Source organism: Methyloligella halotolerans (assembly GCF_001708935.1).
GTDB classification, from domain to species: Bacteria; Pseudomonadota; Alphaproteobacteria; order Rhizobiales; family Methyloligellaceae; genus Methyloligella; species Methyloligella halotolerans.
This window is the reverse complement of the sequence record NZ_MASI01000005.1, coordinates 195,039-215,801: the sequence shown is the minus strand read 5'-3', so window position 1 is coordinate 215,801 and position 20,763 is coordinate 195,039. Positions and strand designations below refer to the sequence as shown.

Annotated in this window: 13 protein-coding genes; 4 read left to right on the top strand and 9 right to left on the bottom strand. The window is 63.7% G+C overall.

The features are described 5' to 3' along the window. Positions 1–18: 18 nt before the first annotated feature. The 7 genes from treZ to A7A08_RS10865 form a co-directional block, all read right to left on the bottom strand. Entirely contained in the window at positions 19–1,836 is a 1,818-nt protein-coding gene (gene treZ / locus A7A08_RS10890; protein ID WP_069095496.1) for a malto-oligosyltrehalose trehalohydrolase, read from the bottom strand. Next, positions 1,833–3,908, bottom strand: coding sequence for a glycogen debranching protein GlgX (gene glgX / locus A7A08_RS10885; RefSeq protein WP_069095495.1), 2,076 nt, complete (start codon positions 3,906–3,908; stop codon positions 1,833–1,835). The genes treZ and glgX overlap by 4 nt, the downstream gene beginning before the upstream one ends. An 8-nt stretch (positions 3,909–3,916) precedes the next feature. After that, positions 3,917–6,124 carry a 1,4-alpha-glucan branching protein GlgB gene (gene glgB / locus A7A08_RS10880; RefSeq protein ID WP_069095494.1) on the bottom strand — a complete coding sequence of 736 codons (2,208 nt, stop codon included), beginning with the start codon at positions 6,122–6,124 and terminating at the stop codon, positions 3,917–3,919. Next, on the bottom strand, positions 6,121–9,423 hold the full coding sequence (gene treS, locus A7A08_RS10875) for a maltose alpha-D-glucosyltransferase (protein WP_069095493.1): 3,303 nt from the start codon (positions 9,421–9,423) through the stop codon (positions 6,121–6,123). The genes glgB and treS overlap by 4 nt, the downstream gene beginning before the upstream one ends. A gap of 31 nt (positions 9,424–9,454) precedes the next feature. Continuing rightward, entirely contained in the window at positions 9,455–10,336 is an 882-nt protein-coding gene (locus A7A08_RS16905; RefSeq protein ID WP_245290893.1) for an alpha-amylase family protein, read from the bottom strand. Then, complete coding sequence (locus tag A7A08_RS16900; protein ID WP_245290892.1) at positions 10,240–12,534, bottom strand: maltotransferase domain-containing protein; 2,295 nt, start codon at positions 12,532–12,534, stop codon at positions 10,240–10,242. The genes A7A08_RS16905 and A7A08_RS16900 overlap by 97 nt, the downstream gene beginning before the upstream one ends. 105 nt (positions 12,535–12,639) lie before the next feature. After that, positions 12,640–14,160 carry an alpha,alpha-trehalose-phosphate synthase (UDP-forming) gene (locus A7A08_RS10865; protein ID WP_245290891.1) on the bottom strand — a complete coding sequence of 507 codons (1,521 nt, stop codon included), beginning with the start codon at positions 14,158–14,160 and terminating at the stop codon, positions 12,640–12,642. A gap of 239 nt (positions 14,161–14,399) precedes the next feature. On the opposite strand from A7A08_RS10865, the gene otsB reads away from it, so the two are divergent. Then, entirely contained in the window at positions 14,400–15,110 is a 711-nt protein-coding gene (gene otsB / locus A7A08_RS10860) for a trehalose-phosphatase (RefSeq protein WP_169822996.1), read from the top strand. Between the two features lie 18 nt (positions 15,111–15,128). Here the strand turns inward: otsB and A7A08_RS10855 are convergent, their stop codons facing one another. After that, positions 15,129–15,992, bottom strand: a complete 864-nt coding sequence (locus tag A7A08_RS10855) for an SDR family oxidoreductase (protein WP_069095491.1) — start codon at positions 15,990–15,992, stop codon at positions 15,129–15,131. A gap of 206 nt (positions 15,993–16,198) precedes the next feature. On the opposite strand from A7A08_RS10855, the gene A7A08_RS10850 reads away from it, so the two are divergent. The 3 genes from A7A08_RS10850 to A7A08_RS10840 all read left to right on the top strand — a co-directional run bounded on the left by A7A08_RS10850 (position 16,199) and on the right by A7A08_RS10840 (position 19,818). After that, a complete protein-coding gene (locus tag A7A08_RS10850) occupies positions 16,199–17,596 on the top strand; it encodes a hypothetical protein (RefSeq protein WP_141693954.1) in 1,398 nt (465 codons plus the stop codon). 90 nt (positions 17,597–17,686) lie between these two features. Continuing rightward, complete coding sequence (locus A7A08_RS10845) at positions 17,687–19,147, top strand: cation:proton antiporter (RefSeq protein ID WP_069095489.1); 1,461 nt, start codon at positions 17,687–17,689, stop codon at positions 19,145–19,147. Positions 19,148–19,254: 107 nt separating this feature from the next. Then, entirely contained in the window at positions 19,255–19,818 is a 564-nt protein-coding gene (locus A7A08_RS10840) for a hypothetical protein (RefSeq protein WP_069095488.1), read from the top strand. A 14-nt stretch (positions 19,819–19,832) separates the two neighbouring features. On the opposite strand, the gene A7A08_RS10835 is transcribed toward A7A08_RS10840, so the two are convergent. Continuing rightward, positions 19,833–20,753 carry a metallophosphoesterase family protein gene (locus A7A08_RS10835; protein WP_069095487.1) on the bottom strand — a complete coding sequence of 307 codons (921 nt, stop codon included), beginning with the start codon at positions 20,751–20,753 and terminating at the stop codon, positions 19,833–19,835. Between the last annotated feature and the right edge of the window lie 10 nt (positions 20,754–20,763).

Here is a 20,763-nt window from a genome sequence, read left to right as displayed (position 1 = left end):
GCGTTGCTCCCAATTCCCCTAACGTATGCGGCAGACGATGGACCATGGCGGAAGGGTCCCTGCCTCCAACGCTTCAGCAGCGGCATCCGGCCGCTGGTAGATGATATCGCCTTCCGCGATTGCCTCGATCGCCTCGCTCTCGTCGGCGAGGTTGGCGGATATCGTCAGCACCCTGCCGCCGCCGAGCTTCCAACGCACGGTAAAGGCCCCGCCGGACTGTGCTTCGATGCTGCCGGAATGGGCCGGTATGTCCGACAGTGCGGGCAGAATGCATGTGCGGCGGATGTCCAGCAAGTCGTGGACGAGGGTTTCGCGGGCCTCGCGCTGGCCGACCGGGACGTCGTCACGCTTCAGCTGAGAGGCTTCGAAGGTGGAAAGCGCGTTGGGATCCGGGATCTTGTGGCGGGCTTCCGGGTCGGCAAACAGACGCACCTTCTTGAACTCTTCCCGCCGCCCTTCGCGCACAGCCTTGGCGAGATCGCCATGGAAGTCGGTGAAGTATTGGAAGGGCCGCGTCTCTCCATATTCCTCGCCCATGTAGAGCAGGGGGGTATTGGGCGCGAGCAGCAGGAGTGCGAGAGCGGTCTCAAGGGCTTCCGGCGCAGCCAATGTGGTGAGGCGCTCGCCGAAGGGACGATTGCCGGTCTGGTCGTGGTTCTGGAGAAAGTTGATGAAGGCGGTCGGCGGTAGGTGGCCCGACGGCTCTCCGCGGGGTGCGCCGCCCCGATAGGGGGAAGGCTCGCCCTGATAATCGAACCCTTCCGCCTCCATGCGCGCGACACGCTCCGCCGGGCGGTCGACGTAATCTTCGTAGAACCCGTCATCCTCCCCGGTGAGGATGTGATGCATGGCGTGATGCCAGTCATCGTTCCACTCCGCGGTGAACAGCTTCGGTCGGTTGCTCTCGGCGAACTCCAGCAGCGCGACGCTGTTCTTGTCGTCTTCGGAGGTGAGGTGGATATGGCGGTCGTGAAAATGCTTCCGCACCGCCCGCGCCATCTCCTGCAGGATCGGAACTTCGCTCTGGTCGTCGATCTGATCGATGGCGTCGAAGCGCAGACCGTCGAGCCGGAACTCCTCCAGCCAGTAGAGCACGTTGTGCACGAAGAATTCGCGCACCGGCTTCCGGTCGAAGGCGATGGCGGGACCCCAAGGGGTGTGGCGCTCGGGGTGGAAGAACTCGGAGGCGTAGAGGCCGAGATAGTTCCCGTCCGGGCCGAAGTGATTGTAGACGACGTCGAGCAGGATCATCAGACCGCGCTCGTGGGCCGCATCCACAAGAGCCTTCAGGCGCTCCGGTCCGCCGTAGGCGACATGGGGCGCGTAGAGCAGCACACCGTCATAGCCCCAGCCGCGATTGCCGGCGAACTGGGCCACGGGGCAAAGCTCCACCGCGGTGATGCCGATGGAGGCGAGACGGTCGAGTTCCTTCAGGACGCCGTCGAAGGTGCCTTCCTCGCTAAACGTGCCGGTATGCAGCTCGTAGAGAACGGCTTCGGGCCAGGGGCGGCCTTTCCAGTCCGGCGTCTTCCACTGGTACGCCTTCGGATCGACGAGCCTGCTCGGACCATGGACATCATCAACTTGCGCCCGGGCGGCCGGGTCGGGCACCCGCATGTCATCCTGAAGTGCGAAGTGATAGCCCTGACCGGGCTTCACCATGGAGGTTTCCAACTCGAACCAGCCCTCCTCCTGGGGAATCATCTGCATCGCTTCGCCGGACTCGGTGGCGATCAGCGTGATCTCCTCCTGGGAGGGCGCCCAGAGACGGAAGCGTGCACCCCGATCTGTGATTTGGGCGCCCCAGGGATAGTCATAGGCGAAGCGGTCGGTCATTTCGGAGCTCTCTCCAATAGGAGCAGGCTGCGAGCCGGGACCGAGATCGTGTCGGTCACGAGCGCCCGGTCGGGCCGAATCTCACCCGTGGCTGTGTCGCACAGGGTTCGCCATTCGAACTTCTGCCCGGCGAATGACGGGAGCGTGAAGTCGATCGGCTCGCCGTCGCTGTTGAAGATCAGCAGAAGCAGCGTGTCACTCTCCGCGAGGCAGAGGCCGACGCATTTGGCGACCGGATCCTCCCAATGCTCGGGACGCTTCTCCTCGCCGTCGGGCTTAAACCAGGTGACGTTGGCGATAGAGGGTGCGACCGGCTCGCCATGGAGGAAGCGGCGGCATCGGAGGACCGGATGCTCGCGGCGGAGCGCCGTGAGGCCGCGGGCGAAGTCGAGCAGCTTCCAATCTCGATCGGGCCGATCGGTCCATCGCATCCAGGAGATCTCGGTGTCCTGACAGAAGGCGTTGTTATTGCCGCCCTGGCTGCGGCCGAGCTCGTCGCCCATCTGGAGCATCGGGGTGCCCTGGGCAAAGAGGAGGCTGGCGAGCTGGGCGCGCTTGAGCCGTTCGCGGGTCTCCAGGATATCCGGATCGTCTGTCTCGCCTTCGACGCCGCAGTTCCAGCTACGGTTGTCGTCGTGGCCGTCGCGATTGTCTTCCTTATTCGCCTCGTTGTGCTTCTCATTGTAGGCGTACACGTCATTGAGGGTGAAGCCGTCGTGGGCGGTGACGAAGTTGACGCTCGTCCATGGGCGGCGACCGTGCCTGTCATAGAGATCGGCGGAGCCCAGGACGCGATGGCCGAGGCCTGGAAGGCTTCCCATCTCGCCGCGCCAGTAATCGCGTAGATCGTCGCGATAGCGGTCGTTCCACTCCGCCCAGCCGGGGGGAAAGCCACCAACCTGATAGCCGTCCTCGCCGAGATCCCAAGGCTCCGCGATCAGCTTCACGCGACTGAGGACCGGATCCTGGCCGATGGCGTCGAGGAAAGATGACGACGGATCGAAGCCGACACCGTCACGGGCAAGGGACGAGGCGAGATCGAAGCGGAAGCCGTCGGCACCTTGCTCCACCCAGTAGCGCAAGGAGTCCATCACAAGGCGGAGCACCTTGGGGTGGGACATGTCGAGGGTGTTGCCGCAGCCGGTGGTGTCGTAATAGTGCCGCGGCTCGTTTGCGAGCCGGTAGTAGGAGAGGTTGTCTACGCCCCGGAAGGAGAGGGTGGGGCCAAGCCCATTGCCCTCGGCGGTGTGATTGTAGACCACGTCGAGGATCACCTCGATGCCCGCCTCGTGGAGCGCATCCACCATCTGGCGGAACTCCTCCATGCCGCCGCCCTCGGTGAGATAGCGGTCGGCAGGAGCAAAGAAGCCGATGCTGTTGTAGCCCCAGTAATTGCTCAGATCCTGGTCGATCAGATGCCGATCGTTGACGAAGGCCTGGACAGGCAGCAGCTCCAGCGCCGTGACGCCGAGCGATTTCAGATGCTCGATGATCGCGGGCTGGGCGATGCCAAGGAACTTGCCGCGAAGATGCTCCGGCACATCCGGGTGGGTCGCGGTAAGCCCCTTTACGTGAGCCTCATAGACGACCGTTTCTTCCCAAGGCGTATTGGGGCGCGGTACGGAAGGTTTCGGCTCCTCGGCCAGAACCATGCATTTCGGCAGATAGGGCGCGCTGTCGCGCTCATCCATGGCCAAGTCGCCGGCGCGCTTTGAGCCGATCTTGTACCCAAACAGGGCATCGTCCCATTTCAGCTCCCCGGCATAGAGGCGGGCATAGGGGTCGAGGAGCAGCTTATGGGGATTGAACCGGTGGCCGGCCCGCGGGTCGTAGGGGCCGTGCACGCGATAGCCGTAGAGCTGCCCCGGACCGATCCCGTCGATCCGTCCGTGCCAGACCTCATCGGTGAATTCGGGAAGGGCGAAGCGGGCAGATTCCGCACCGTCCGCGGTGTCGAAAAGGCACAACTCGATACGCGTGGCATTCCGGGAGAAGATGGCGAAGTTGACTCCTTCTCCATCCCAGGTCGCTCCCAGCGGCCAAGGCGAACCAGGCCCCATCTTAAGGTCCATTCGCGTGGTTACTCCTGAAGCTCGAGGAAGAGCGTGGCAAGCGGCGGCAGGGTGAGGCTCACGGAGTAGGGGTGGCCGTCGCAGGGGATAGCTTCGGCTTGCACGGCGCCGGCATTCCCGACGCCGCTTCCGCCGTATTCCGTGGCATCGGTATTAATACGCTCCAGCCAGGTTCCCGGTTTCGGCACCCAGACGCGATAATCGTTCCGCACGACGGGCGTGAAGTTGCAGACCACCAGCATAGGCGGTTTCCCTTCGGTGCGGCGAAGGAACGAGATGACGCTGTTGGCGCTGTCGGTGGAGTTGACCCACTCGAAACCGGCCGGGTCGGTGTCCTTCTCGTAGAGGGACGGAGACCCCCGATAAACCGTGTTCAGATCGCGGATCAGGCTCTGCACGCCGCGGTGATAACGGTCTTCCAGATGATGCCAGTCAAGAGCGTGGTCATGGTTCCACTCGCGTTCCTGGGCGAACTCGCCACCCATGAACAGGAGCTTCTTGCCGGGGTGTCCCCACATGAAGCCGTAATAGGCGCGAAGATTTGCGAAGCGCTGCCAGTGGTCGCCCGGCATCTTGCCGATCATCGAGCCTTTGCCGTGGACCACTTCGTCGTGGCTCAGCGGAAGAATGAAGTTCTCCGAGAAGCCGTAGACCAGGCCGAACGTCATCTTGTCGTGGTGATAGCGGCGATGGATCGGATCTTCGCTGATGTAGTTCAGCGTGTCGTGCATCCAGCCCATATTCCACTTGTAGCCGAAGCCGAGACCGCCCTCATAGGTCGGCCGGGAAACGCCGGGCCACGCGGTCGACTCTTCGGCGATGGTCGCGATACCTGGGAAGGCGTTGTAGACGATCTCGTTGAGGCGCTTCAGGAAGTGGATCGCCTCGAGGTTCTCGTTGCCGCCATGCTCGTTGGGCAGCCATTCGTCACGGCTGTAATCGAGATAGAGCATCGAGGCGACGGCGTCGGCGCGCAGGCCGTCGATGTCGAAATGATCCAGCCAATAGAGGGCGTTCGCGATCAGGAAGTTCATCACCTCCTTGCGCCCGAAATTGTAGATCAGGGTGTTCCAGTCGTAGTGGAAGCCGCGGCGCGGGTCCTCGTGCTCGTAAAGCGCCGTCCCGTCGAAGCGGGCCAGGCCGTGCACGTCGGACGGGAAGTGGGCAGCAACCCAGTCGACGATCACCCCGATGCCAGCCTCGTGAAGCCGGCGGACGAAGCGGGTGAACTGCTCCGGCGTGCCGAAGCGGGAGGTGGGCGCATAGAGGCCGATGGGCTGGTAGCCCCAGGAGCCGTCGAACGGAAACTCCGAGACCGGCATGAGCTCGATATGGGTGAAGCCCATATCCTGGACATAGGGGATCAGCCGGTCGGCGATCTCGTCGTAGTTGAGGAACTGGTTGTCGGGTCCGCGCATCCAGGAGCCGAGATGCATCTCGTAGATGGAGATCGGCGCGTCGTGGGCATTGATGGCGGCGCGCTGCTCCGGCCAGCCCTTAGCGTGGCCGAGCCGTCCGGACGGGCCATGGACGATGGAGGCCGTCGCTGGCGGATGCTCCTGCTGGAAGGCCAGGGGGTCGGCCTTCTCGGGCTGCATGTTTCCGTGGGGCCCGATGATCTCGAACTTGTAGAGTTCGCCCTTCTGCAAGTGCGGGATGAAGATCTCCCAGACCCCCGCCCGGTGGCGCAGACGCATCGGGTGGCGGCGACCGTCCCAGCCGTTGAATGGGCCGATGACGCTGACGCGCTGGGCACTCGGCGCCCAGACGGAGAAGTTCACGCCCTGCACGCCTTCGACGGTTAAAGGCTGCGCCCCCATCACCTCATAGAGCTTGAGATGATCGCCGTTGGCGATCAGTTCGAGATCCATGTCGGAGATGACCGGCGGGAAGCGATAGGGGTCCTCGACCTCCCAGCTATGCTCGCCCCTGGTCATGCGAAGCCGGTAGGGCTTGCGGCGCTCTGAGGGAAACTCGCCGAGGAAGAAGCCCGATTGGTGGACCTTATCCAGCTTTCCCAGCTTGGATCCGGTGGGGGCGAGGATCTCGACCGTATCGGCTTCGGGTGCGAACACGCCCAAAGATAGCGGCTTCCCGTCGCCGCCATGCAGCCCCAGCACGGCGAAGGGATCGCCATGGGTGCCACGGACGATGGCTTCGATCGTGTCGGTCTCCGGCACGGCGGAAAGGTTGGCTGTGCGGTTTACAATGCTCAATCCAAATCCTCCTTCGGGGCTGGCGCACCGTTCCCCTCGACAAGCTCGAGGGCAGCCTTTGCCGGCACCCAGAGCCAAGCGGGCCGGTTCAACGCCTCGTAGGTAATCTCGTAAAGCAATTTATCGGCCAGGAAGAAAGTCAGCAGCTCCTGGGCGGAGTTGTCCATCTCGCTATCGCCCGCCTCGACGAGCACGCTCGTGTAGGCCTCGAGGAAGGTGCGGCTTGCGGCATCGCGCCAGGCGCGGGCCCGGCTTTCGATCTCGCCGAGCTGGGCGACGCCGGTCTGCCACTGGCGGTCGATGGCCATGTTGGCGGCATAGTCGAACGACCGCAGCATGCTGGCGATGTCGCGCGCGGGCGGCGCTTTCATCCGGCGTTCTTCGAGGTTCTTGGCCGGCTCGCCTTCGAAATCGACGATGAAGATGTCGTCTTTCGCAACGAGGACCTGGCCGAGATGGTAGTCGCCGTGGAGCCGGATCTTCTGACTGCGCGAGCCGCGCGGCATAAGCCTCGCCAGCTTCTCCATGAACTCCTCGCGCATGCCGATGAGCTGATCCACCGGGCCGCGGGAATGCTCCTCCAGCGTGTGCTCGACCCGCGTGAGAAGCTCGAACACGTGATGTGCGCGGGTGTGGATCCGATCGACCCACTGGGAAAGATCCTCCTCGGTCACCGGCTCGGGCGCGAAGGCGGGATCCTCCGTGTTGGCCGCGAGGGTGCGATGCAGCTCCGCGGTGCGGCGGCCGACGGTCTCGATGAGCTTGAGCGAGTAAGGCACGCCGCCCGTCTCGTCGGGACGGTTCTCACCGGCGAAGGTCGCATCCTCCAGCTCGCGATCGAGGGAATCGACCACGACCGTCCAGCCATCGCCCTGGTTCGGGATGTTGGCGAACGCTGCGGCAAGGGCTGTCTCGTTGCCGTCCTCGTCGACATGTTCCATGCAGCCGAGCAGGGCGGGCGCGTTGGGGAAGTCGGCTTTCGAAAGATAGCGGCTCATCTCCAGCTCAGGCTGAACACCGGAGCGGAGATGGCGATAGACCTTCAACATGACCTGGCGGCCGACGACCATGCAGGTGTTGCTCTGCTCGCCGGACATGCGGCGGATGGGCTCTTCTGGATCGAGTTCCAATTCGCTCAGCCAGCGGCTGCCTTCCAAGCGGATCTTGCCGCGCTCGGTGTCGAAGGAGCTCTCGTCGCGCATGGCATCCAGCAGGATGCGCGGGAAGTCGCTGGTGACCGCCGCCTCCTGGATGACGCCAGCGCGGGGACCGCGGCGCGCCTTGGAGAGCACGTAAGGAAGGCTCGGATTGTCGTTGTGGAGCTTGTCCTCGCCCCATTCCAGGGAGAGGGGCAGGAAATAGCGCTGAGGCTGGTTGTCGGACAGCTCCAGATCGAGCGCCAAGAGAAGGAAGCTCTCCTGGCCTTCGCGGGGAAGCTCGCCGAGCACGATGGGATCGGCGTGGACGATCCGGCTGTCCTTGTCGCCGAACCAACGCTGATTGTAGACGTAGGCCGGCAGGTAGGACTGCATGAAGCGGTCGCGGCCGCGGGTCTCGCTCCACTGGCTTTCCACCAGATTCCAGCCGCGGCCCAGCACGAGGGTGTCGAGCTCCGGCAGAGGCTGCTGGACGGGCTGCTCCTCGAGGGCGAGCGCAGCCGGCTCCATGAGCGAAAACCAGTAGAAGCCGTAGGCCGGCATGGTCAGCAGATAGGGCAGGGTACCGATCGCCGGGAAGATGGAGCGGCCGGTCAGCTCGACTGGAATGAGGGTCTTCTTGTCGGACAGGTCCAGCTCGACGGCCTGGGCGGAGCGGGACAGGTTGAACACGCAGAGGATCGTCTCGCCGTCGAACTCGCGCAGGTACGCGAGCACCTTGCGGTTGCGCGGATAGAGGAAGGTGAGGCTGCCCTGGCCGAATGCCGTGTGGGACTTGCGGACCGCGATCATGCGCTTGGTCCAGTTCAGCAGGGAATGGGGATCCTTCTCCTGCGCTTCCACATTCACGGACTCGAAGCCGTAGATCGGATCTTGAATCGGCGGCAGGAACAGGCGCTGAGGATCGGCGCGGGAGAAACCGCCGTTGCGGTCCGCCGACCACTGCATGGGCGTGCGGACGCCGTCGCGGTCGCCGAGGAAGAAGTTGTCGCCCATGCCGAGTTCGTCGCCGTAGTAGATCACCGGCGTTCCGGGCATGGAAAGCAGCAGGCCGTTCAGGAGCTCGATCTTTCGGCGGTCGTTGTCGAGAAGCGGTGCGAGGCGGCGGCGGATGCCGAGATTGAGCCGGGCGCGCTGATCGGTGGCGTAGGTCTGCCATAGATAGTCGCGCTCGGTATCTGTGACCATCTCCAGCGTTAGCTCATCGTGGTTGCGCAGGAAGATCGCCCACTGGCAATTGTCCGGGATGTTCGGCGTCTGGTTGATGATGTCGGTGATCGGATAGCGATCCTCGCGAGCCAGACCCATGTAGATGCGCGGCATCAGCGGGAAATGGAACGCCATGTGGCATTCGTCGCCGTCGCCGAAATAAGGACGCGTGTCCTCCGGCCATTGATTGGCCTCGGCCAGCAACATCCTGTCATTGTAGTGCTCGTCGAGATCGGCCCGGAAGCGCTTCAGCAGCTCGTGGGTCTCCGGCAGATTCTCGTTGTTGGTGCCGTCGCGCTCGATGAGATAGGGCACGGCGTCGAGACGCAGGCCGTCCACCCCCATGTCGAGCCAGTAGCGCATCACCTTCAGCACTTCGACCATGACGCGCGGGTTGTCGTAGTTCAGGTCGGGCTGGTGAGAGTAGAAGCGATGCCAGAAATAGGACTGGGCGACCGGATCCCAGGTCCAGTTCGAGACCTCGGTGTCGAGGAAGATGATCCGGGTATCCTGATATTTCTGGTCCGTGTCGCTCCAGACGTAATAGTCGCGCGCCTTGGAGCCGGGCTTGGCCTCGCGGGCCCGCTTGAACCAGGGATGCTGGTCGGAGGTGTGGTTCACCACCAGCTCGGTGATGACGCGCAGGCCCCGGGCGTGGGCCGCCGCGACGAACTGGCGGAAGTCGCGCATCTGCCCGTAGGTCGGGTTGATGGCGGTGTACTCGGCGATGTCGTAGCCGTCGTCGCGCAAGGGCGACGGGTAGAACGGCAGCAGCCAGAGCGCGGTGACGCCGAGATCGGCGATGTAGTCGAGCTTTTTGATCAGGCCGGCGAAATCGCCGATGCCATCATCGTTGGAGTCAAAGAAGGCTTTGACGTGCAACTCATAGATGATGGCGTCCTTGTACCAGAGCGGATCGTCGCGATTGATCATGGGGTAGCCAATGCTTCCGAAAGAAGATTGTTCAATTTCGCGCGCTGCCGGGCGGGATCAGGCGCCAGATAGCGTAGGGGCGGTCGGCGGGGTCGAGCCAGAGGGATTGGGTCTTGCCGTTGAAGGTCTGGCGGCTGTCATGGACCAGATCGACGGCTTCGATGGCCGCGTCGTCGGGCAGGCCGAACTCCCATAAAGGAATCTCGAAGGATGCGCCTTGCGGCTCCTTCGCGTCGAGGTTGACGGCGACCACCACAAGATTGTCCTTCGCAGCGCTGCATTTGTAGAAGCAGAGAATATTGTCGTTCCACGCGTTGAGGAATGTCAGGTCGGTAAACTGCCACAGGGCGGGGTTGTCCCGACGGATCCGATTGATGAGGCGGATATCGTCCTTGATATTGTCCGGCGCGTCGAAGTCCCAGGCCCGCAGCTCGTATTTCTCGGAATTGAGATACTCTTCCTTGCCGGGCATGGGTGTGGCTTCGCAAATCTCGTAGCCGTTATAAAGGCCGTAAAGCGGGCTCAATGTGGCGGCTAGAGCCAGGCGCACCTGATGGCCGGCACGGCCATTCTCCTGCAGATAGACCGGGTTGATGTCCGGCGTGTTGGCGAAAAAGTTCGGCCGCATGTATTCGCGGCATTCCTCGGTGGTCAGCTCGGTCAGATACTCGATGAGATCGTGCTTGGTCTCGCGCCAGGTGAAGTAGGAATAGGACTGGGTGAAGCCGACCTTGGCGAGGCGCTTCATCATCTTCGGCCGGGTGAAGGCCTCGGCCAGGAAGACGCAGTCGGGATAGACATCCTGCACCTCCTGGATCATCCACTCCCAGAACGGCACCGGCTTCGTATGCGGATTGTCGACCCGGAAGATGCGCACGCCCTTCTTCGCCCAGAACAGGACGACGTCGCGCAACTCGAGCCAGAGGCCGGGCAGGGCCTGGCCGTAGAAGTGGGGCGGGACGATATCCTCGTATCGCTTGGGCGGGTTCTCCGCGTATTGAATCGTGCCGTCAGGGCGCCAGTCGAACCATTCGGGGTGCTGCTTGATCCAGGGATGGTCCGGGGAGCACTGGATGGCGAAGTCGATGGCGATCTCCAGGTCGTAGGCGCGTGCCGCCTGTATGAGCCGCTCGAAATCCTCAAAGCTGCCGAGCTCCGGATGCAGCGCGTCGTGTCCGCCTTCCGGCGAGCCGATGGCATAGGGGCTTCCGGGATCGCCGGGCTTGGCTTCGAGGCTGTTGTTCTTGCCCTTGCGGTTCTTCGCGCGATCGGATGGATCGGCGGAAAGTAGAGGACATCGAAGCCGAGATCGCGAACGTAGCCAAGCCGATCGATGACGTCGGCGAAGGTGCCGTGGCGCTTCGCGTCGCCGGATTGAGACCGGGGCATCAGCTCATACCAGGCGGCATTGGCAGCCACGGGCCGGTCCACATAAACCTGATAGTCCATCGGATGGCGGGAGAGGTTCTCGCGGTGCACAGCCCTGTCCATCAGCGCCATGGTCTCTTCGCTCACCATGCGTTCGGCGAGGATTTGCTTATCGCCGAGGGTCTCCATCTCGGTGAGCAGCTGCCGCATGGCTTCGCGCGTCTCGTTGGTCGCGGAATCCATATAGCGGCCGATGAGACGCAGGCCGACGGCGAGGTCGACGGCGACCTTCTGCTCGGCCTCCAGCTTCTTCATCACGCCGGTGCGCCAGCTCCGATAGGCGTCCTTCCAAGCCTGGACGTAATAAAAATAGCGGCCGATGCGATCGAGGGTGACCTCGGCCTCCCAGCGGTCGTTGACGAGGGAGCGCATGGGGGTCTCGCGCCAGGCATCGTCGTCAATATGGCGATAGCAGAGGCAGGCATCGATCACATCGTGGCCGTCCATGAAGATGTCGGCTTCGATGTGGAGCGTGTCGCCGAGGACCCGCTTGATAGGGAAGCGACCGCCATCGACCTCCGGCGTGACGCCTTCGATGATCACGCGGTTGCTCGCCAGATCCTGGAGGCGCTGATCGAATTTCGATGCCTTTGGAGGAGCCGCCTTCCCGGTCTTGGTCTCGGCCAGGAGCAGAGCGCCATCGTAAGGCGGCAGGCTGCCGAACAGCCCTTTCGAAGCCTTCGGTGCGATGAGCTTGAAGTCCGCGTTGGCCCGAGCCGCGCGGGCAAGCTCCGCATGGGGCGGGAGCGGCGCCTGCACCGAACTCATATTGGCGAGGGCCACCACGGTCTGGCTGCCGTCCTTGGTGAAGGCGGATTTGGAGAGCGCCACGACCGCAGCGTCAGGCGCCGAGGCACGCTCCAATTGGCTATCGGTCTGAAGGGCTGGTGTCTTGGCCTTCAGGCGATTGATCTCGCCAATCGTGTCGCCGAGATCGAACCGCGCTGCGGCGCGCGCCTTCTCCCACTCCGCAGGCCCGTAGCCCTTGTCGTCGAGCGGGGCCGTGGCTGCGAACTCGAAACCGAAGGGGCACAGAATGCCCGAGGAGACGGTAGCCGCCATTCGGTATTGAGTGGCGTAGATCTCGGCGATGCTTGCCGGATCGAGATGCATCAGCCGGTGAATGAGCCGGGGACCGGGCCAGGGTTCGGGCGTCGCGATGGTGCGGGCGAGAGGCGCGATTTGGCGCTGTTGGTCGATGAACCAGCCTTCGCGCAGATCCCACCACGCATAGCTGTTCAGCAGCCATCCGATGCCGCATTCGGCGATGGCACGCTGTTCTTTCGGAGTGCGCCCCAAGCTGTCGGCGACGACGAGGAGATCCGGATCGCTAGTGTCGAGCTTCGAGAGCTTGGCGATCCAGTCCTTGGCGGAAAGGGTCCGGGCGGAGGACAGCACGACGCCATCGGCGCCCGTTTTTTTCCAAGCGGCCATGTCTCCGGTGCTGTCGGGGGCCAGGCGGAGCATCATCTTGAGCCCCTTGGCTTTCGCTTCCCCGGCCAGGGCCTCGACGGCGACGCGGTCTTTCTTGGGATCGGTCAGAGGGCCGAGCAGAATCCAGTCGAAACCCATCTCGGCGGCTCGTTTGAGATGAGACGATGCTGCTTCAGGCTGGCGCGCGATGGACGCGACCATGGGGCCCGGCAGCGCGTAGATACGCGGCGCGGCGGTATTTGCGGACATAGCTTTCGGCGCAGACATCAGATTGGGCGCTGGCATTCGGTCAGGCGCATGGATTCAGGCACAGACTTATCAGTCTGCGAGGACTCTCGGTCGTCCGTTGGGCAACTAGGCGGCGCCCAGCTTGTTTTTGGCGAAGACGTTGACGGGATCGTCGTCGGAGCTGGCGAAAGTCTGCATGAAGCTGTCGCGCCAGTTGGTGACGTCGTAGGTCTCCACCCGCTGACGTAGGCGGTTGTAGCGTGCCCAGCGCTCCTGGCGGGGCATGGTGAGAGCCCGATCCAACGTGCTCGCCATCTCGTTGACGTCATGGGGGTTGATGAGCAGTGCCTCGCGGAGCTGCTCGGCTGCGCCGGCGAAGCGGGACAGAACCAGCACGCCGGGATCCTCGGGGCGCTGGGCGGCGATATATTCCTTGGCGACAAGGTTCATGCCGTCGCGCAGCGGCGTGATCATGCCCACCGCGCTCTCGCGGCAGAGCCGAGCGAGAACATCCTGCGGGAAGGGCCGGTGGAGATAGATCACCGGCTGCCAGTTGAGGTCGCCGAAGCGGCCGTTGATCTGGCCGACCAGCCGCTCAACCTCGCGGCGGATATCCTGATAGACGGGCAAGGTCTCGCGGGTCGGCGGTGCGATCTGCACGAAGCGGACATGGCGCCGATGCTGGGGATATTGCTCCAGCAGCGCCTCGAAGGCGCGCAGGCGCTCGGGCAGGCCTTTGGTGTAGTCCAGCCGGTCGACGCCGATGATGGTCTTCATATCGCCGTCGGGCGCCTCGGGAAGGAGGCTAGGCAGCCCATCCCCCTGCTTGGCGAGATTGGCGAAGCCGCCGACATCGATGCCGATGGGGAACACGGCGGCGTTGGTGGTCTGCCCTTGCGCGGTCAGAAGGTCGCCGGCCAATTCCTCGCCGTTCATGAAGCCGCAGACGTAGCGGGCAAAGTTCTCGCGATCGGACTGGGTCTGGAAGCCGACCACGTCGAACCGCATCAGCGCATCGCCGAGCCGCTTCTGGTGGGGCACGGCGGCAAAGATTTCCGGGGACGGGAAAGGCGTGTGCAGGAAGAAGCCGATGCGGGACGTGCATCCGCGGCGCTTGAGCTCCTCCGCCAGCGGGATGAGGTGATAATCGTGCACCCAGATCATGTCGCCCGGCTCGAGCATGGGCATCAGATTCTCGGCAAAGCGGGCGTTCACCTCGAAATAGATGTTGGCATGCTCCTCGTTGCAGAGGGCGAGATCGAGCCGGTAGTGGAGGCTCGGCCACAGGCAGCGGTTCGCGTAGCCAAGATAATAGCCTTCCATTTCTTCCGGGGTCAGATCGATGGTCGCGACGGTGAGATCGCCCTTCGTCTCGATCTTCGGCATGGTGGCCTTGGCATCGACGGAGGTCTCCCCGCTCCAGCCGAACCACAGCCCCTGGGAAGCGCTCAGCGCATCGCCGAGGGCGACGGCGAGGCCGCCCGTTTGAGCCTTTGCATTAAGGTTGGCGACTCTGTTCGAGACGACCACAAGCCGCTTGTTGTCCTTCTCTGCCGCACCGACCGGTTCGTCTTCGCCGGCCGTGTTGGCGGGTGCTTTCTGGTTGTCCGGCATACCCAACTTGACGCTGGTTGCATTCGTGTCCAAGGAATCACCCCCACCTGAAGCTGACGCGCCGGAGGGCGCTAATTCTCTAACGGCGTTATCGCCTAAAAGTTTCACGATCGCGTTACGGCACCGAACCAAACTGACATGCAAACGGCGTGCAAAATCCAAACCATTTGAATGCCGTCTTCGTCATCGCCTGTAACCCGTTGTAATTGCGGGCGGTGCCACTTCGAACGAGCTTGAGGATGTCCAGGAAAACCGAAAACAGTTTACCGAGCGTGACAGATAGTGCCGCTTTTTTCATCGATTTCGACGGCACGCTGGTCGAGATCGCTCCGCGGCCGCATCTCGTCGAGGTGGGACCGGAGGTGCTAGATCTCCTGCGCGGTCTCTCCGCCCGGCTGAACGGGGCGGTGGCGATTCTCACGGGCCGTCCGCTTGCCACGGTGGACGGTTTCCTATCGCCGCTGACCCTGCCGGCCGGTGCGGAGCACGGCGCGGTGCGGCGCGATGCGGAAGGCATGGTGCACCGGGATTTCGAGGCCGATGCCATGACCAAGGTTGGCGAAGCGCTGCAGGTGCTGGCGGATGAGCACGGCGAATTGGAGCTGGAGCGCAAAGAGAGTTCCGTCGCGCTGCATTACCGCCAGAAGCCCGAGCTCGGCGAGATCGCACGCGAGGCGGTCTACAAAGCCATCGAGGGCAAGCCGGATTTTCACGTGATGGACGGGAAGATGGTGCTCGAGGTGAAGGTCGAGGGGCTGGACAAGGGACTCGCGCTGGAGGCCTTCATGTCCGAGACGCCGTTCGCCGGGCGGGTGCCTATCATGATTGGCGACGACGTGACCGACGAATACGCGTTCGCCGCGGCCAACAAGGCGGGCGGCATCTCCATCAAGATCGGCGAAGGCGAAACGATCGCCCAGTACCGGACGGATCGCGCAGGCTTCATGAACTGGGCGAAGGCGTTCGCAGACGCAGGACGCTAGGCGTCGAACAGCGGAAACTCAGCTTCCGACCATCTCTCCCCCATTGGGATGCATCACCTGTCCGGTCATGTAGGAGGAATCCTCGCAAGCGAGGAAGAGGTAGCAGGGCGCGACCTCATTTGGCTCGCCCGGGCGGCCCAGGGGCACGTGCTTGCCGAAACTTTCGATCTTTTCCTCCGGGAAGCTCGCCGGGATGAGCGGCGTCCAAATCGGGCCCGGCGCCACGGCATTGACGCGGATGCCGTCGCCGGCGATCTGCTGGGACAGGGCGCGGGTGAAGGATACGATGGCACCCTTGGTCGCCGAATAGTCCACCAGGAGCACCTGGCCGCGATAGGCCGTCACCGAGGTCGTGTTGACGATGGAGTCGCCCTTCTTCAGATGGGGCAGCGCGGCCTGGGCCATGAAGAAATAGCCGAAGAGGTTGGTGGCGAAGGTGCGCTTCAGCTGCTCCTCGCTGATGTCCTCGGCTTCCGTCTCGACATGCTGCTCGGCGGCGTTGTTGATCAGGATGTCGAGGCCGCCGAGACAGTCGACGGTCTCCTTGACGGCCTTTTCGCAGAAGGACTTGCTCGCCACATCGCCCTTGATCAGGTGACAGCGGCCGCCTTCCTCTTCGACCATCTCGCAGGTGGTCTTGGCGTCCTTATCCTCTTCCAGATAGACGATCGCGAGGTCGGCGCCTTCGCGGGCGAAGAGCACGCTCACGGCGCGGCCGATGCCGCTGTCGCCGCCTGTCACAAGAACGCGCTTGCCTTTGAGACGGCCGGAGCCGGGATAGCGCGGCTCGTAATCGGGTTCGCGGCTCATCCTGTATTCGCGGCCGGGTTGCCGGTCTTGGCGGGTATCCACGTCGGAATCGTCGAGCACGGGCTCCTCCATCGTCGCTCTGCTTGCAACGACCTGGTCCGAGGGGAGTTCCCGATACGGGCTATGGGATGTTCGTCGCGCCCTCAGTGGTCAGGCTAGAAGCCTGCTTTTCCGGGGTTTTCCCGGCATTTCTTACAAATAGCGCGGCCAGTGTTTATATAAGGCGAGATTGTGTCGGGCCGCCGTCACCGCCTTACCTTAGAGTGCTTGGAGAGATCTTGCGCAGACTGACGGACATGCTGAACGAGTTGCCGAAAGGCGAAAGCACCGACCTCGTCGTCCAGGACAACGAGGCGGATGACAACGCGCGCGCCGAGAAGCTCGAAGATGTCGTTCCGGCAAAGCGGCGTCCGACGCGGCTAAAGCGGAAGAAGCGGCGCGGCAAGATCGTGATCGTCAGGGAGAGCCCGGTCGCGGCCTTCGTGCGCCCCATCGCCGTGGCGCTCTCGCTGATGCTGGTGGCTTACGGGCTGATGTCCATCGGCGTCACGTTCTGGCGGAGCTATCAGCGCTTCCAGGAGCACAATCAGGCCGTCCATCAGGACAACTCGATCCTGGATATCTTCTTCCCAGACACCAGCATCCCGGCCGACGCCGTCGACCTCGTCTACAAGGATGTGGACGGGACGCTGCACAAGCTCGTGGCAAGCAAGTCCAAGACCGACGAGTTCGTCAACGAGACGCTGTTGATGCTCGACGACGAGCGGGAAAGGATCAAGGCCGCGGCTCATGCCGATATCGACCGCGCCTTCGATCAGGCCTTCGCCGACCGGGAGCAGGCGGTCAACTCCTATGCCGACTGGTTCTTCGAATGGAAGCGCTCCTACGTGGTCATGAAGGAGACGGTGTCGTCTGCGGTGACCCGGTTCTTCGAAGCCGGCAAATACGAGAGTCTCAACGAGGCGATCGAGGCGGACGTGCAGGAGTATTTCCTGGAGAACTATACAGATCAGGTGCTGAAGCCGGAGATCCGTGACGAGACGATCTCCGCCGGTGTCGAAGAGGCCGTGCGGGATGCGCATGAGAGCTATCGCCGGGTGATCGCGAACGGCGACATGCGGCTGCAGCTCTTCCTGGCGCGCAATACCGAGCAGCTGAAGGAGATCCCGCCTTCCCAGAAGATGACGGATATCCGCCTCGACTGGGACGCCCAAAAATGGAAGGCGCCGACCTATCTGATGCAGGACAAGGCGTTCGAAGGCGTGGTCGGGATGGGCGCCGTGGCGGCGGGCGGCACCATGGGCGCGCTGGCGTTGGGGCCGGCGCTCAATCGGGTCATCGCACAAAGCTTCGCCGGGCTGTCCAGCCGCTTCGCCACGGCGTTGGGCTCGCGCATCGCGTTCGCTGAGGGCGGTGCCGTGGCGGGCACCTTCGTGCAGCCCATGGGCGGGCAGGTCGTCGGCGCCGCCATCGGTCTCGCGATCGGCGCGGTGGTCGACTATCTCTCCAACGAGGCGAACGAGGCCTTCAACCGGGACAAGTTCATCGAGGCCAACGACAAGGCCCTCGACGTCACCATCGACACCTGGAAGTCGCGCGTGAAGGACAATGTGGACGCGGCCATCGACAAGTGGTTCGAAGACGCCAGGTCCAGCGTGGTGCTGTCGACGAGCTAGCGGTTCGCCGTTCGCAGCGCGGATTTTCAACTCTTCCGCCACAAAAAAGGCGATTCTCCATTAGAGTCCCGGTCTCAAAAGGGCTGGGGAATGGAAGAGAATCTCACAAATCTGACTGAGATCGCCGTGGTGGCGCTCGTAGCCGTCGGGCTCGGGCTGCTCTTCGTGCGCCTGCGCCAGCCGCCGGTGGTGGGCTACATCATCGCGGGCATGCTGCTGGGGCCGACGGTGTTCGGGCTCGTAGCGCATGGAGAGTCGGTGCGCTTCCTGGCGGAGCTCGGCGTGCTGCTGCTGATGTTCCTCATCGGCATGGAGCTGTCGATCCGCGCCTTCGTGACGGTGCTGAAGCCGGCGGTGATCGTCGCCTCGCTGCAGATCGTGGCGGGTCTCGGCATTTCCTTCCTGTTCGGCAGCATCGCCGGTTGGAGCATCGAGGCGTCGCTGCTGATCGGCTTCGCTGTGGCAGTCTCCTCGACGGCGCTCGCCATCAAGATGCTGGAGGAGATCGGCGAGCTGCGCGCCGATACGGGCCGCATCACGGTCGGCGTGCTGATCGCCCAGGACATCGCCATCGTGCCAATCCTGCTGTTCGCCAACTCGCTCGGCGGGCCGGAGGGGGTCGGCTACGGCATTCTGTTCTACCTGGCCTTGGCCATCGGGGGGCTGTTCGCTCTGATCTGGGCCCTGGCCAAGCCGGGCCGCGTGCCGTTCCCGTTCGCCGACCGTATCCAGGGCCGGATCGATCTCCTGACCCTTGCCATGTTCACCGCCTGCTTTACGGGCGCGGCCATCACCGGCGTTATCGGCCTCTCGCCGGTCTACGGCGCGTTCGTCGCCGGGCTGGTGGTCGGCAAGACGGCGCTGCGGTCGGAGGCGATCCATGCCACCGAGCCGGTGCAGAGCCTGCTGATGGTGATCTTCTTCCTCTCCATCGGGCTCCTGATGGACATGAACTACATCATGGAGAATTTCGCCCTGGTGTTCTCCTTCGTGCTCGGCGTCATCCTCATCAAGAGCATCCTGAACGTGGTGCTGCTGCGGCTCGCGGGAGAGCGCTGGGAGGTGGCGTTCCCGGCCGGGCTGGTGATGGCGCAGGTCGGCGAGTTCTCCTTCGTCCTCGCCAGCATCGGACTTTCCAACCGCATCATGGATGGGGCGCTCTACCAGTTGACGATCTCGGTGATCGCCATATCGCTCCTGGTCAGCCCGCTCTGGCTGGTCTCCGTCCGACGCTTCCATATCGTGGCGTCACGGGGTGTCTCCAGCTTCAAGGATGCGCTGGCGGAGGTCTATGAGGGCGAGATTGCCGGCATGGAGAAGGGCGCGGCTGCGGTCTCCCGCGCGGTCGAGCATCCGAAGCGCTGGGCGCTCGCCGCCAAAGTCGCGGTGCAGCGGCGGCGCACCGGCAAGGCCGAGGCGGAGAAGCCGCAGATCACCTTCTCGCGCCCCGACGAGGAGCGGGATGGACCGTCGTCATCCGCCCCGGCCCCGCGCCCGTCTGCGGATGAGGGCAAGCCGCCCTCGAACGATCCTCCGAAATGGCCGTTTTAACGAAGGTTTAAGGTCCCTCGGCGCGTTCAAATTTCCGTGCTATATGAGGGGCGTGGGCTCGCCGGAGCCCTGCCGAGACGCACTCAAAGCTCAAGGCCTGACGGGGAATGGACGAAAAGGTGAAGGCGATAGCACGGCCGGCTGCCAGCCGCTCCTTGCGGCAGGCGATCGGTCAGGCGCGTGTCGAGGAGGCGGAACGCATCAGCGAATCCGCCGATTGGCGCGACAGCGAAATCGCACGCCTGGAGATCCTCAAGGTCGAGCTGGAAGACGTATTCGCGCAAGTCCCCCAGACCGACGACCGGTTCTCGCTGGTGTTGGTGCCGAGCAAGCCCGCGCGGCTTTGGATCGACCTGTTCACCTATGCCGTGGTGGCGGAAGGCGAGGGCGACTATCTGCTGGTGCGCAGCAGCGATGCGGGACGGCGGACATTGTTCTCGTCGCCGAGCGCGTCTGCTATGGCCGACCGCATCACCCGATACATCGCCCATGAGATCGTGCGACGGGAGCGTCAGGAGGCGGCTCTGCTGGAGCCGATCGTGCGGCCGGAGTATTCGGAGGAGCCGGAAGAGCCCCGCTCGCGGGCCGGACTCGTGATCGCAGCCTTCGTCATCGGCATCCTAGCCGGTGCCGGCGGGCTGCTCGCCGCGGTCTGGCTCAGCATCCCTTAAGCGGGGCTTGCGCTCTAGCGCAGGATCACCGTCTTCGATTCCCAGGTTTTCGACCCCTTGGTCGTGCCGTCCGCCGAGGCCGCCCGGATCGCCATCTCGCATTGCCAGCCGCTGTTCAGCCGGGTGATGCAGTATTCGTTGTATCCCGCGGCGGGGTCCCCGTTCTCCATGGCCTCTGATGCCGACGGCACGCCGACGATGGAGCAGGTGCCGGAAACCGTCTCCAGCCGCTCAAGCGAGCCTTCGTGGTTATGACCGTGAAGCACGAGCTCGGCGCCGCAATCGACGAGGATTTTCTTGATCTTGTCCCGATCGCGCAGGGCCCGCCGCCAGGGCGCGAGGCCCGGGACCGGCGGATGATGGATCAGCACGATGCGGAAGAGATCGAGCTTACCGATCTGGGTCAGGGCTTCGGCCAGATAACGGCGCTGGGTCGATCCGATGCGGCCGGCGGCCAGAAACGGCATGGTCGGGATCGCCGATGAGAGGGCGATCAGGGCGATGTCGCCGTAGCGCCGGACGAAGGGAAAGCCCTTGGGCGGCGTCGGGAAGAGTTCTTCGCCCGCGGGATTCGATTCCATGTAGGGCTGCCAGAGGCCGGTGCCGCGCTCCGGGTTGAGGCGCACATAGGCGTCGTGATTGCCGGGGATGGCCGTGACGTCGTCGGGCGGTCCCAACTCCTTCAGCCATTCGGCGGCGCGCTTGAACTCCTCCGGGAGGCCGAGATTCACGAGGTCGCCGGTGACCGCGATATGGTCGGGCTTCCGCCCCAGCATGTCCCGGGTGAGCATGTCGAGAACGTCGCGGCGATGCACCAGCTTGCGGCCGCGGTGCCAGTTCACGTAGCCGATGATGCGCTTACTCAGCAGGTCCCTGCGCCGTGCGTGGGGAATCGGGCTTAGATGAATATCGGAGAGATGGGCGAGCTTGAACAAGTGTTGGGCT